Source organism: Spirochaetota bacterium (genome assembly GCA_038043445.1).
Lineage (GTDB): Bacteria > Spirochaetota > Brachyspiria > Brachyspirales > JACRPF01 > JBBTBY01.
The window spans coordinates 1-14,259 of record JBBTBY010000056.1; the positions used below are offsets into that span (position 1 = coordinate 1).

Here is a 14,259-nt window from a genome sequence, read left to right on the forward strand (position 1 = left end):
CACGAAGGATGTGCGACCCGATGCGACAAGCGCGTTCCGCGATTATGTCGACGGCCTCCTCGATCTCATTCTCCCGGAACACAAAGCGGAGATCCGCAATTACGATGAAGAGATACTGTTCCTCGGACCGGACGAGGGCACGGCGGACCTCATGGACTCAGCCTGCGAACGCGCACGCGACCGCGGCTACCGCTACTGGAAGGGATTCACCACCGGCAAGGCCGCGTATCTCGGCGGCGTATCGCATATCGATTACGGGATGACGACGAACGGCATACACGAATACGTGCTCGGCATACTCGAAAAGCTCGCCATCGACGAGGCGACAGTAACGAAAGTGCAGACCGGCGGACCCGACGGCGACCTCGGCAGCAATGAGATACTCATCTCGAAGGATAAGACCATCGCGATCATCGACGGCGGCGGTGTCCTGTATGACCCCCTTGGACTTGACCGCGCTGAACTTTCACGGCTTGCCGCCGCGCGCATCGATTCCGGTCACTTCGACGAGAAAAAGCTCTCGGCACAAGGCTTCAAAGTGCGCGTATCCGACAGGAATATCACGCTCCCGGACGGCACGCTCGTCGTTTCCGGGGCGGGACTGCGCAACAGCTTCCACCTCGACGCGCGGGTGAAGGCCGATCTTTTCGTTCCCTGCGGGGGACGGCCGAAATCGATAGACGGCACGAATTGGCAGACGCTCATCGATGCGAACGGCACACCGAAATACCGCTTCATCGTGGAGGGAGCGAATCTTTTCATCACGCAGGATGCGCGCATCGCGCTCGAGCGCAAAGGGGTGCTGCTCTTCAAGGACAGTTCCACGAACAAAGGCGGCGTCACCTCATCGTCGCTCGAGGTGCTGTCCGGGCTCGCGTTTACTGACGAGGAGTTCAACGAGCATATGGTGCTCCATGACGGCAAAGAACCTCTGTTCCGCAAAAAGTATATCGAGGAGATAGTCGCTGTCGTCCGTGCGAAATCACGCGCGGAATTCGAGGTGCTCTGGCGGCTCCATGCGGAGACAAAGCGCCCTGTCTCTGAGCTTTCCGATGCGCTTTCGGCGAAGATAAATGAAGTGACGACGGCGATATCGCGGTCCGACCTGTTCGCCGACGGAACATTGCGCGCCGCCGTGCTCGCCAGGCATATACCGGCCTCCCTCGTATCGCGCATCGGCATGAAGGCGATAATGGAGCGCGTACCGGAGAACTATCAGAAGGCGATCGTCGCGCGGACGATAGCGAGCACCTTCGTGTATACGTACGGGATAGCGCCGGGATACGAGGATTATCGCGCATATCTCGCATCGTTCCGCTGACCGAACACGCCAACGATAGGTATCCGGCACAAAGGGGATGAACATGGAAATAGCGGCGGTAGTACAGAACCTTGGATCGGACGCCGTCGAAGCGTTCACACCGGCGTGGACGGAATCGGAGGCGTGCTACCCCTACCCGCATCCGTTCTTCCTCGACGATGCCTATGTGAAGGACGTTCGCGCCCGAGCAAAGCTCGATGCAGGGCTCATCGATGTGCTCGTCCGTACCGCCGGCATCATCCGTTCCGACGAGGCGCTCTCGCATATGGCATGGCACTGCTACCGCCTCCTCTATCTCAAGCGCGATTATTATCAGTTCGGCAAATGGCCGCTCTTCACCGAGAAACTCGGCAGCGATGCCGGCGTATTCTATCTCCTCATTGTGCTCGCATCCGCTGAACGGACGATAGCCATTCACGGCGCTCGCGGCATACCGGCGGATATCACCGACGGCGTACTTCTTGACTACGGCATCGGCGTTGCCCGCTTCGGCCGATTTCACAGCGGGAAGATCGGTTCCCCGCATACGCATGTTCCCTGGTATCGCAATCACTACGACGGCGTACTCTTCCGGCTCGGTCGTCTGCAGTATGTGATTAACCCCATGCGTTACGCCATTCGCGTATACCGCAACAGCCGCACCCATGAAGTGCTCGCACTGTCCGAACCCGGGCTCAAATTCACGGGCGATGGTTTCGTCGACAGCATCCCGCAGGTGAACGAAAAGAACGGCTTTACCGCGTCGCTTGCGTTCGACGGAACGAATATCATCGGTAATCCGATTCTCCCGACCGGCACGGCCGCACGCGAAAAAGTGAGATTACCGGTATCGATATGGAAGAATGCCGTGGCCCGTGACGATATGCTCCTTGCCATGCATATTCCCGAAGGCGGCGGCATGGGCATCGATAAATGCCGCGCATCGATGGAAGAAGCGTTCCCGTTCTACGAAAAATACGTACCCGAGTCACCGGCAAAAGGCATCATGTGTTCGTCATGGATATTCAGCCCCGAATACGGGTCGTTCTATTCGCAGGATGTGAACTTCGTGCGCTATCAGCATGAGCTCTATCTCTTCCCCGTGCACTCGAGCGGCAAGGACGGCGTCTACTTCGTGTTCGACCGCGAGGATGTGACCGATCCGAAGGACCTCCCGCGCGATTCGAGCCTGCGCATCGCGATGGCCGACCGTCTTATCAACGGCGGCGTGCTCAGGAGCGGCGGCATGTTCTTCCTCCCGGAAGAGATGCCGAAATTCGGGACGCAATGCTATCGCTCGCAGCCGTGGGTCGCGGCATTGACCGCCGGGGACAGCATAGCACTGGCAAATTCCGATATGGATATCGCTGACTGAATCGGCTTGGAATATGAGAATTCCTTGACGAAGAAAAGTCATTATGCTATAATTGCCGCGTAATGACCTCCACCGGAGTTTCGGTCGCGTCACTGCATCGCCTCCGGCTGGTCGCATTGCAACTTACTGTAAGGAGATCGCGAATGCAGGAATCGAAACTCTACGTCGGGAATCTGAGCTACTCGGTGACCGACGAACAGCTGCGCACGCTTTTCGCCGCGCACGGCGAAGTAGCGAGCGCGAACGTCATCCCCGGGAAGGGATTCGGCTTTGTCGAAATGGGCACGGTCGAAAGCGCCACCAAGGCGAAGGAAGCCCTGAACGGCCAGCAATACGAAGGCCGCACCCTCCGTATCGACAATGCACGCCCGCAGAAACCGCGTGAAGAACGCGGCGGCGACTACGGCGGCCAGCGCTATTAAAAACGTATCTGCAAAAAACCCCGGCGCATGCCGGGGTTTTTTATTGCCGACGATCTACCCGTTGATGTTCGCAAATGACCTGCCGCGCTCACTGTCTTCCTGCGAGAGCGACATCGATGTCATCGTATCGCCGACACGGACAGTTATCGGAAGCTCCGTGCGTTCTTCTTTCGAATAGAAAGCGATCACGCTGAGCGCATCGCGTATCGTCGATCCCTCCGCCATGCCCTCACCGCAGAGAACGCCTGAGGGCCCCCTGCGGTATTCCGGCGTCAGAAGCACGCGTCCCTTCGCGAAATGTTCGAGCACGCTGTTCTCAAGAGCATTCCTCCCGATGACAAGCTTGGCTTTACCGATGCGAAAATGCCGACCGAAGCTCAGGAGCGATACGTCATCAAGCGATATCGCCTCTTCCGGCGTATGCGCGATATATTCCTTAAGACGTCGCGCGAACGGCTCGTCGGTCAGGAGACAGCCGCCTGCGGGTGTTGGATAATCCGTAAGACCGAATTCCTCCGCGAGTGCCATCTGCCTGTCGCGTGCCCGCCCCTCGATGTCGTAGAGCGCATTACGGTCGATGATGCCGTCGCGTTCCGGTGCGGTCGGCTGAAGGAGTTTGGCCGACAGCGGACGCAGGAGCTTGTCGCCAAGGAGCGAATCGCGGGCAACGATATCGAGCTTGTCGCGCATCTGGCTCATCGGACGCTGGCCGATGACCTCTCCGGTAGCGACGAAGTCAAACCCCTCGCTGTCCATGATATGCTTCGCGGTACGGAACATATAGGCATGGCAGTCTATGCACGGATTCATCGCCGAGCCGTAGCCATGCGGCGGATGCAGGAGCACCGGCAGATAATCGGGCGCGAGCGGCACGGGACGGAACACCGCACCGAGCAAAGCGACACGCGCACCCACCGGATGCGGCGACACATCGATACCGAAACGCCGCGCGAGCACCGCGGCACCGAGCCCCATATCGAAATGAAGTGCCGTCACCGCAACACCCTGACGGATGAGTATCGCGCAGGCGAGAAGGCTGTCGAGCCCGCCTGAGCAGAGCACTATCGCTTGTACGTTCTTTTTCATCGCATGATAATACGAAACTATGACGGATTTACAATCGCAGTGTCACAGGAGCGAACGGATGACGGGCGTAAGCACATCGGCCATGCGCATGAAGCCCAGATCGCTCGGATGCGATGTGTCTATCGAGGCCTCGGCGTCATCGCCGAAAAGGTATCGTCCTTCGATATACGAAAGCTGCCCGACGCCTTCGTGCTTCAGGAGCTCATAGATGCGCCGGAATTCCGCCCACTTTTCCTCGATGGAGCGCTTCACGTTCGGGCGTATCCAGTAATTCGTGTACGGCCTGTCCTCGACGAGCAGCACCGGCGTCTTCGGCCGCTTGCCGCAGAGTATCCGTATGAATTTCTCCGCACGCTCCCTGACAAGCGTCATATCCATGTTCGGCAGCGCATCGATGACATACACGGACGCATCGATCTCCGCGACGAGGTGTGCGAGCGACTCTTCCATCTTCGCATTCCCGGAAAAACCGAGATTGATGACCGGACGATCGATACGCCTTCCGATGATGGACGGATGCACAATACCCGGATGCGATGAATACGCGCCATGCACAATGGATGTACCGTAGAACACGACGGGTCGAACGCTTCGCGGTGCGACGAAAGAAAAGTGCGCGCCTTTCGGAACGCCTATCACAACGCTCTCGACGGGGTTCCGAAGCGGGAGATACACGCGATACGATCGCAAGCCTTCCGCCAAGCCGTTCACCAGACAGCACTCCGGATGCTTATCCTTGACCTGATGCCCCGCTGCCGCCCACTTCCATGTGCCATTATCATCGGCATAGAGGTCAAGGCCGCTGAAACCCGCGACGGGGAAATTCGGTTCGCCTATCTGATCGTTCAAAAGCTCCCATCGGGCATGTATCTCCGGCGCATCGGTAGTGAACATCGCGCACATACCGGTGGCCGTGCGGCTTAATCCCCAGACGACATCGGGGACTACGCCCTTCGCCCGTGCGGGGAGACGGTCGTAATAACGCTCCGTATCGGTGTACCCTTTCCCTTCGACAGAGCCGCGAATATCATGCCAATCAAGCGCTGTATCAGCCATTGTTCTTCTCCCTATTTCCGCCTTCGATCAGTGCATATCGTTCATCATCGAACATAGATGATACCGGCCCCGCTCCTCACCGTTCCGATAATAGCCGCCGGAGTCCCGTAGTCACGGACGAACGCCTCGGCATCCTTGCGCTTCATGGCGATAAGGAGTCCGCCGGACGTCTGCGGATCGACAAGGATATCCCTCGTCGCCGCATCGATGCTTTCGCCGAATGCAACGGCGTTCTTCACGTATTCGAGATTGCGCGCCGCAGCGCCTGTCTTTACACCGGCGGCCGCGAGAGCGTGTACGTTGGCGAGAAGCGGTATGGCACCGACATCGAACGTGATATCCACCTTGCTCGCCTGCGCGAACTGCATGGCATGGCCGAGAAGCGAAAAACCGGTCACATCGGTGGCGGCATGGGCATTATGAGCGATGGCAAGTTCTGCGGCACGGGCATTGAGCGTCGTCATGCTCGTTATCGCTTCGGTAAGATCGTCATCGGATATTGTATCGTTCTTACGGGCTGTCGTCATTATCCCGGTGCCGAGCATTTTTGTCAGCACGAGCGCGTCGCCGTCATGGGCCGCTGTATTCGTCAGGATATGCGTACCGTCCACCGTGCCGGTGACCGCAAGGCCGAAGAATAATTCCGGGCTCCGTATCGAATGACCGCCGACGGTGGCACCGCCCGCTTCGCGGACCTTGTTCGCAGCGCCGGCGAGTATGGCACCGAGGATGTCCGGCGAGAGTGTCGAGGGAAAGCCGAGTATATTGAGCGCGGTAAGCGGTTTTCCGCCCATGGCGTAGACATCGCTCAATGCATTGCACGCAGCAACCTCGCCGAAGCGCACCGGATCATCGATTATCGGCGGGAAAAAATCGGTCGTCTGTACGAGAAAAACATCACCGATGCGGTAGACGCCCGCATCATCGAGCGTGTTCGTACCGACGATGACGTTGGGGTCATCGAACACCGGCATGTTCTTGAGCGCCTCCCGAAGGAGCGACGGCGGGAGTTTTGCCGCACAGCCCGCGCAGGAAACCGTTTGTGACAGTCGTATCATGTCGAAAATGATATATCGTCTTGACGGCAAGGTCAAGTTCAATAAGCAGCACTTTTCGCGTCTTGCGCAACAGCCTTAAGCGTATATACTGACGGCATGCCAGAGCGCCCGTCATGGAAACCCGAGTATAGCGTACGCGTCGAGGAACTTGATGCTCAGCACAAGCATCTCTTCTCGCTCATCGGCAAACTTTTCGATGCGATGGCCGGCGCGAACGTGCGCGATATTTCACGGAATATCCTGTCATCGCTTAACGATTACGCTATCACCCATTTCTCCACCGAGGAGCGGCTCCTCCTGCGTTTCAAGTACGACGATTTCAGCGAACAGAAGCGCGAGCACGACGCATTTTTCGACACGATACGTGATTACGAAAAGAACGGGAGCGATACATTCGAAAAGGACATGCTCGAATTCCTCAACGACTGGCTGTCGGAGCACATACTGAAGGTCGATAAGAAATATGCGACATTCCTCAACAATCATGGCGTGAAGTGATGCCTCATTCCGAAACGATCATTTCCGTTTTGAAAGCACCGCGCCTTCATATTCCTTCACCGACGCATACCATTCATGCTCAAGCGGCACACCGGCGTTAAGACAATACATATCCCACACCGCACCGACCGGGAGCGTTTTCGCCGCCTCCATTATCGCAAGGCGCTCGGCATAATCGCCCGATACTTCCGCCTTCTGCATGGCCGTTGTCGGCTCAAGCATGCTGATGAGCATTGCCTTAAGCGCAGCCCGCGCGCCGATGGTCCATGCCGCCACACGGTTGATCGATGCGTCAAAATAGTCGAGGGCGAAATTCACGCGGCCCCAGGCGTTCCCACGTTCTATTTCCTCGCAGAGCGCACGCACATCGTCGCTTAATGTCACGACATGGTCGCTGTCCCAGCGTATGCCGCGGCTCACGTGCAGGAGCACTTCCGGCATGAACGTGAGTATCGATGAAATCTTGTCGGCAACGGTCTCCGTCGGATGGAAATGCCCCATATCAAGACAGAGCATGATGCCTTTCGAAAGCCCGTATGCCATGTAGAATTCATGCGAGCCGACGACATAGGATTCACTGCCGATGCCGAAGAGCTTGCACTCAACAGCGTCCTTCATGTACTGCGCATCGATCTTTTTTGCGAACACTTCATCAAGCGCGTCCCGCAGTATCTTCCTCGGCGCATAGCGGTCAGCAGGGGTATCCTTCATGCCGTCGGGTATCCAGAGATTGACGACGGCCGCTCCCCCGAGTTCTTTACCCATAGCCGCGCCGATATCGCGGCATGCGATCCCGTGCTTCACCCAGAAATCGCGTATCGACCTGTCGGGACTCGAGAGCGTGCGTCCGCCCGCTTTCGGATGCGAGAAGAACGATCCGTTGAAATCGAGCTTGACGCCCTTCTGCTTCGCCCAGTCTATCCACGGGCGGAAATGATCGGCAGTAAGCGCATCGCGGTCAGCCTTGCCGGCGTTCGCATAGATAGCATGTACGTTCACCCGATGTTTGCCGGGAAGGAATGAAAGCACCTTCTCGATATCGGCCTTAAGCTCATCCCAATTGCGCGCGCGGCCGGGATAGTTGCCGGTAGTCTGTATGCCGCCGTCAAGCACGCCCGCTGAAAAACCGGAAACGTCATCGCCCTGCCAGCAGTGAAGCGATATGCTCCGCGCCGCCATCTTTTTCAGTGCAGCATCGACATCGATGTTGTTCGCCGCGAATATCGTTTTCGCCGCATCGAATGAATTTTGAACTTCGTCTTTGCCTATCTTCATTATGAACTCCTCGTGCGATAGATTACAATATATAAATGGCTTGTCAAATTCTGCCGCCCCTTGCCGTTCACACACTCACCCCATCCCCCGACCCCTTCCCTTGGCGCAAATCGGCATCCTGCCTCGCGCCAACAGCGGCATCCATGCCGCACGCGTCTCTCACGGAAATATGAGAGAGGGAAGGGGGTGCCGCGTATTTCGCGGCGGTGTGCGCCAAGGACGGCGCTACTGGCGGCGGCCACGGATGGCCAAAGCCGCCACGGGGGATGGGTGAGTGTTTATTTCAATTCCACGTTCTCCCGATACTCCGCCGGTCCGCGTACTGTCTTCTTCACGCCGGGAAGCTCGACATTCGCCGTCACACCGGCAGGAATGGAAAGCGAGAACTCCGCAGCATTCCCCGTCCGCTTCCATGATGCACAAATATCGCCTTTCGGCGACGGGATGAGCGCGCGGGCATTATCGATACCGTCGACGAATTGCGGCGCGACACGCACCGATGTCCACGCCGGCCCGGTCTGCGATACGCCGGCAAGGATGTTCACCAGATGGAATGACGGATGCGCCGTCCACGCATGCGATACCGTACCGCCGGCCTTGCCGTCCGACCAGCCGTAGCCTTCCCACGTGGTGCCGCTTACAAGCATCGGTGACCATTTCTTCCGTATAAAATCGATCACCTCGCGGCCGTATCCGCGCTTCACCATCTCTTCGAACGTATACGTCACCCAGAATGCCGACGGTATCGGGCCGTCGAGCGGCTCCTCTTTCAGGAACGGCATGAGCCGTGTTCGTATCATCGTCTCATGCGCCTCGGGCGTAAGGTCCATCATGAGCGCGAGGGTCTGATCATGCACCGATATCTCTTTCACCTTCTTAAGCTTCTCATCGAGCCCGCCGCAGAACAACTTTGCCGATGGGTCATAGAGATGTGAAAGGACGAGGCGTTGGTGCTTTTCAGCGATGGCGCGATAGCGTTTCGCTTCTGCTCCCTTCCTGGCAAGCGCCGCCATCTGTGCAAGTGTGCGCATCGTGAAGAGATACCAGAGGTTCAGGAATGTCGGTATCTCGCCTTTGTACAGCGTAGACCAGTCCTCGAACAGCCAAAGCCGTCTGTCGTAACGCAGAAGCCCCGACACATGACGCGCCTCGGGTGTATCGAAATACCCGAGCACCTTCTCAATACGCGGGAGCTGTTCGACGAATAGCGATATATCACCGGTCTGCCAATAATGGTCCCATATCGTCAGTATCCAGGTGAGCGCAAAATCCGGGAGTATGCAGTTGTGCGCGGACGTCGGCGCGTGCCCGTAGGTGAGCCCCTCGGGCGTGCTCTGGCCTGCTATCGAACGTATGCCGCGTGCGAGGAGGCGCGCATCACCGTCCAGATAGAACGTGTTCTTCGCCTGCACGCGCGCATCGCCCCACCACTGCGCCTGTTCGCGCCACGGCGTATCGACGTAAGCATCGAGCGAGCATATCTGCTGCGTATGCCGGGATATCGCGTGTATGTCGTTGAGCGTACGTTCGGAGCATTCGAATGCACCGCGCATCGTGAACGGATAGCCGACACCCCGCACTGCAAGACGTACCGTGAGAGCCGACGGCGCATCCCGCACGACGATAGTAATTGCGCTGAAGCCGAGATGATGGAAGAATTCATGTTTTGTCTCTCCCGCGGCGCAGCGCAGACGGTTCGCCATGGCGGCCGAGCATCCGCATCCCGGCAGATTGAGCGACGGGCGTTCGCCGTTCATTCGTTCATGGAAATTAAGATCTACTATCTCTCCGCCCGAAGCACCGTTGACATCCAGAATGACATTACCAACCACATACTTCGGCATGGCAAGCGTGACCGCGCGCATTTTTCCTTCGCCCGAGGGCTCGATGACCACCTCGAACGAATCGCCGATGTTCTTCCCCTTTACGGCGGCGCCATTATCCCATTGCTTCTCCCACACTTCGCGGACGAACGGCCAGGAAACATTTTTCCATGTACGATAGTTCTCTCCGCAGGGCACCGTTATATGCGCAGCGATACGTTCCGGTGCAACTACCGTCTCACGCATGAGCGGTATTCCCCGCGGCTCTACGCTCGTATAGGGCGGTCTGCCGAACGGAGACTCAAGGAACTGCTGCCCGCCTTCGGGAAATATCTCCGCACGCCAATTCGCCGGCGGTTTTTCATCCGTTATCCATGTGCGGTCATCGAGACGGAAGTCGATATGCTCCTGAAAATCTATCTGCAGCGAATAGCGCGCTGTCTCGCGCGTCTGCGCCGGTGATCGACGCATCTGCCATTTCCGGTCGGACACAAAAGAAAAGCCGTCCCATGCCGCCGCACAGAGAAAACCCGCGCTCGTCTGATGCAGATACTGGAACGTGCTTATGCCGGGATTATACGCCTCGACGGATATCCAGTTATGCCCCTGACGAAGCATCGATGCGATATCGACCTCATCGAACGGCCAATGCGACTGATAACCCCGTGCAGGACCGCGGCAGACATACGTCCCGTTCACCCACAATTTATACGCCTTATCGGCGGTGATGAAAAGCGGGGCGTTCACCGGCAGTCGTGCAAGATCGAAGTCCTTTCGAAAATGCGCGAAGTGATTGTAAAGATACATATATGTCTGCGGCCATATCCACGATGCTTTTCTGAGCGGATGATCGAGCGGTATCGTTGTCATGCATTATCCTTTGATGTTCTTATCGTACTCATCGATACAAAAGCCGGACGCCGCCGATGCCGCGCCGCAACAGGAGCAGCTCTTCGCTCCACACATGCTCTTCACGGAACGACCCCGGGCCGACGCCCTTGGGCAGCCCATTGGGCATGGTGTTGGGCCCCATGAGGTTCTGCAGGTCCGTGGTGAATATCACTTCAATGCTGTTCACGCCCGTCTTGAGCAATTTCGTGACATCGAGTCGATACGGTTGCCAGAGGAGCACACCCGCTTTTTTCCCGTTGACGCGTATCTCCGCCGACGGGGTATGCACATCGGAAAGCTCGATGTACGCTTCAGCAGGCTTTTTCTTGAACGAGGCCTTCGCCGTACACGAAACGCTTCCCGCATAGAACGGGAAACCGGCCGATGTGATATCGTTCATCGACACCGGCGGCTTCTTCGCGATGGAGAATTTCCTGTTCTCCCAATTATCCACGCCGAAATCGCCGATGATGTACACCGCTTCCACTTCGTTATTGTTGTACGGGAATTCATCCTCTTTCACGCGGCGATGGCAGGCGGTGCGCGTGATATTGTTCAGTTTCTTCCCTTCGATGCGAAGCACATTCTCGCCTTTTGCGACGGCCTTTGAAATATCGACCGTTCTGAATGCAGGGTCATTATGCCATAACTTCCCGTCAGGCTTGATCGCCGTACCGTTGAGCGATATCGATGAAAGGTTATGCGCCATCTCTATCACAGCACGCACAGTACCTTTCGGCATATCGATGACCGAAAAGCGATACTCCGCCGCAAAGGGCGTACCGTCGGCCGCCTTATAGAAATGCTCGTCCCATGCCTTGTGCATCGGCTTATCATCGAGGACATGCTCGCCGTTGAGCCATAGAGAGAGCCTGTCGATGCGAAGGACATTGTCCTCAGCGAGCGCGCCCTTCCAAGAGGAGAGGGATACCGCATTATAAGCGAACGCTTCCCCGCGAATTGAGAACAAGGGGTCATGACCCCTTGCACTCTGTGAAACAGCGGCATTATCGTACTGCACCGGCTTCTTCTTCGTATCCACGGCTATCATGAGATAATCACCGCCATGAAATGTCCGATCGATACGCATCTTCCCGTTCTCTACGGTCACCGAAAGCGCGCTCACCGCGCCGCTTTCGCAGGAGAGCTCCTCCACCGCCCCGACATACGGGATAGTGATACGCGCATCGATGATCTTCGTCTCATGCGTGTTCGTGAGAAATATGAGCGTACGTCCGTCATCAAGCGTCCTTTCATGGATGAATATCTCTTCAGTCTCACGGGAGAGTTTCGTGTTCTCAATGCCGATATATTCTTTCTTCGTCCTGAGATATGCTATCGCTTCATCGGGGGAAGATACTATCTTCGCCCCGGGAAATTCCTTCGCGCAGTCAAGCGGCCGCTCTGCGTCGATGAGCACGGGTGTCGGCGCGACAAATACGAGCGTGCCGCCGTTCTCCGAAAACTTCTGTATGAGATCGAGCGTCTTCGTCCGCCAGGTAAGACTCGGCGGAACAACGACATTATCGTATGAGAATTTTCCGATAACAAACCTCTTCCCATCGACGTGCGCATGATTTTCCATTATTATTTCGTCGCCGTAGTGGAAATCGAGCCGGCGTGAAAGGAATCTATCCGTGAGCGCCTTGAACGCACCGTCATAACGCACCTTCGCCTGCGTGAAAACGGCCGCCTCATGTGACGAAGGATCTGCATACGACCGAGGCTCGAAGCTGCTCCACATGCTGCCGATCGGATGGAGCATGAGGGTATCGATATTCCTTTTGCCGCGGGTAAGCATGTAATTAAGGCGCCCGAAGTAATCGGAAAGCCCTTTCTCGTGGTCCCAATACGCCTGCTGATAGAAGAAATTCGGCGGATAGTCGCGCTTGCGTTCGCCCATCATCGTATAGAGCGCAAGGTGATGATTGACGAAATTGACGCCGAGCGCGGCCTCCCAATTGTGTATCCAGCGGCGGCCCTTGAAATCGAAATGCTGCCCGTTGATGCCGAACACCTCGCAGAACGTACGCTCCTTGCCGAGCTGCTCGGAAGCGGACGACACCTGCTTTACCGTGACCGTCTGCTCCACATGCCGCGCAAGCTTATCGATGCCCGGCCAATCCATATATTCATACATCGGCATGGCGGCGCCTATCCACTGCGTCTGGCTTTCGAGGGTATCCTCCGCCATATAGTGACCGGTAAATATCAAATTATTCTCTCTGCACTTCTTGTGATACTGCTTGCCGAACGCCTCGAGGAAAAGCCTTGTCGCCGTATCGAAGAAATCGAATCGTATCTTTTTGTGATCGCCCTCGGGGAAGAACAGGCTCGCTATATGCGGGAGAATATCGTACCCTTTGAGCTTCTGGAAGAACGCAGGCAGCCCCTCCGTCCAGGGGAGGCAGCCGCGGTATTTCCCGAAATGCGTGTAGCACGGCTCATCGGTGAATATGCCCGGTATCTCCTTGCCGAAATGAGCGCCCACTTCTTTTTTGTAGCCGTCGATGGTCACTTCGAGGAATTTCTCGATGACCTTCGGGTTCATCATATCGACATAGCTTGCGCCGTTGAACCACGCATCGCCGAGGGGCATGATATGCTTCACGATACGGAAGTTCTTTCCTTCATAGGATACCGACGTTATCGCTTCATCATCGGATGTATCCTCGGAGAACATCGGCGACTGGCTGGGCTCTCCGGGACGCACCGCGGCCTCACGCTTTTCGTCCGCAGTGAGCATAAGCACCTTGAGGCGATAGTCCTTGCCCATTTCAGGCACTATGCCGCCGGCAAAACCGGAAGGCCATTTATCTTCATCGTAGAGCCATGCATCGGTGCCCGTCGCCTTCGCCGCGTCCACGCAGGCGCGTATGCAGGAATGCCATTTCTTCCCGAGATACGGCGTGATAAGCCCCACGCGGGAATGCATGAAATACCCGCCGATGCCCTTCGATGCCATATCCTTTATCTGACGCGTAAGCTCTTTTTCATCGAGGTCGGCGTTCCATGACCAGAACGGCGCAGGGCGGAATCTCGCTTCGGGGGACTTGAATCGTGTATCCACGGGGGACGCTCCTTGTACGGCGAATATAGTACCATAAGATAATGGTTTTGCCTATCAGGTCTTCCACAAAATGGGGTGGTACTGGCACTATTTTTACATTTCCTGTCAGCAAGGGGGCATATCCAATGACATGATGTTCCGGAGCAAAGCCATAGCACCCAAAACATTGCGCAATAAAGAATAATTCGAAAGAGAGGAACTCACGCGAAGGCGCGAAGGCGCGAAGAAGGAATGGGAGGGAAGAGGTGTTCTCGCGACGATCGCCATACGCCCATTGGGCGTAGCCGCTGGAACGACACGACGAACAGTTGAAAACGGAGGCAGTGCACTCGATGCAGGAGGCTGTGCATTCGATGCAGGAGGCTGTGCATTCGATGCAGGAGGCTGTGCATTCGATGCAGGAGG

The 14,259-nt window shown here is 56.7% G+C and carries 10 protein-coding genes; 4 read left to right on the forward strand and 6 right to left on the reverse strand.

What is annotated here, in order from left to right; genetic code table 11:
* From AABZ39_08260 to AABZ39_08270, 3 genes are all read left to right on the forward strand, one after another.
* The coding region (locus AABZ39_08260) for an NAD-glutamate dehydrogenase domain-containing protein (GenBank protein ID MEK6794753.1) at positions 1–1,321 on the forward strand (1,321 nt) is incomplete at its 5' end.
* 43 nt (positions 1,322–1,364) lie between these two features.
* On the forward strand, positions 1,365–2,675 hold the full coding sequence (locus AABZ39_08265; protein ID MEK6794754.1) for an acyltransferase domain-containing protein: 1,311 nt from the start codon (positions 1,365–1,367) through the stop codon (positions 2,673–2,675).
* A gap of 143 nt (positions 2,676–2,818) precedes the next feature.
* Positions 2,819–3,097 carry an RNA-binding protein gene (locus tag AABZ39_08270; protein MEK6794755.1) on the forward strand — a complete coding sequence of 93 codons (279 nt, stop codon included), beginning with the start codon at positions 2,819–2,821 and terminating at the stop codon, positions 3,095–3,097.
* A gap of 54 nt (positions 3,098–3,151) precedes the next feature.
* On the opposite strand, the gene AABZ39_08275 is transcribed toward AABZ39_08270, so the two are convergent.
* Genes AABZ39_08275 through selD form a run of 3 tightly spaced genes read right to left on the reverse strand, consistent with a single transcriptional unit; the run spans position 3,152 to position 6,297 of the window.
* Entirely contained in the window at positions 3,152–4,183 is a 1,032-nt protein-coding gene (locus AABZ39_08275) for a hypothetical protein (GenBank protein MEK6794756.1), read from the reverse strand.
* A gap of 42 nt (positions 4,184–4,225) precedes the next feature.
* Positions 4,226–5,239: an SGNH/GDSL hydrolase family protein gene (locus AABZ39_08280; protein ID MEK6794757.1), complete on the reverse strand. Its 1,014-nt coding sequence runs from the start codon at positions 5,237–5,239 to the stop codon at positions 4,226–4,228.
* Between the two features lie 44 nt (positions 5,240–5,283).
* Complete coding sequence (gene selD, locus AABZ39_08285; protein ID MEK6794758.1) at positions 5,284–6,297, reverse strand: selenide, water dikinase SelD; 1,014 nt, start codon at positions 6,295–6,297, stop codon at positions 5,284–5,286.
* Positions 6,298–6,393: 96 nt separating this feature from the next.
* Between selD and AABZ39_08290 the strand changes: the two genes are divergently transcribed.
* Positions 6,394–6,795 (forward strand): bacteriohemerythrin, encoded by a 402-nt coding sequence (locus tag AABZ39_08290; GenBank protein MEK6794759.1) that lies wholly within the window; start codon positions 6,394–6,396, stop codon positions 6,793–6,795.
* 18 nt (positions 6,796–6,813) lie between these two features.
* Here AABZ39_08290 and AABZ39_08295 read toward each other — a convergent pair whose 3' ends face one another.
* From AABZ39_08295 to AABZ39_08305, 3 genes are all read right to left on the reverse strand, one after another.
* Positions 6,814–8,070, reverse strand: a complete 1,257-nt coding sequence (locus AABZ39_08295) for an L-rhamnose isomerase (protein ID MEK6794760.1) — start codon at positions 8,068–8,070, stop codon at positions 6,814–6,816.
* A 278-nt stretch (positions 8,071–8,348) separates the two neighbouring features.
* The gene (locus AABZ39_08300) at positions 8,349–10,763 is read right to left on the reverse strand and encodes an alpha-L-rhamnosidase C-terminal domain-containing protein (GenBank protein MEK6794761.1); all 2,415 of its coding nucleotides are present in this window, start codon (positions 10,761–10,763) and stop codon (positions 8,349–8,351) included.
* A 28-nt stretch (positions 10,764–10,791) separates the two neighbouring features.
* Positions 10,792–13,854 carry a glycosyl hydrolase gene (locus AABZ39_08305; GenBank protein MEK6794762.1) on the reverse strand — a complete coding sequence of 1,021 codons (3,063 nt, stop codon included), beginning with the start codon at positions 13,852–13,854 and terminating at the stop codon, positions 10,792–10,794.
* Between the last annotated feature and the right edge of the window lie 405 nt (positions 13,855–14,259).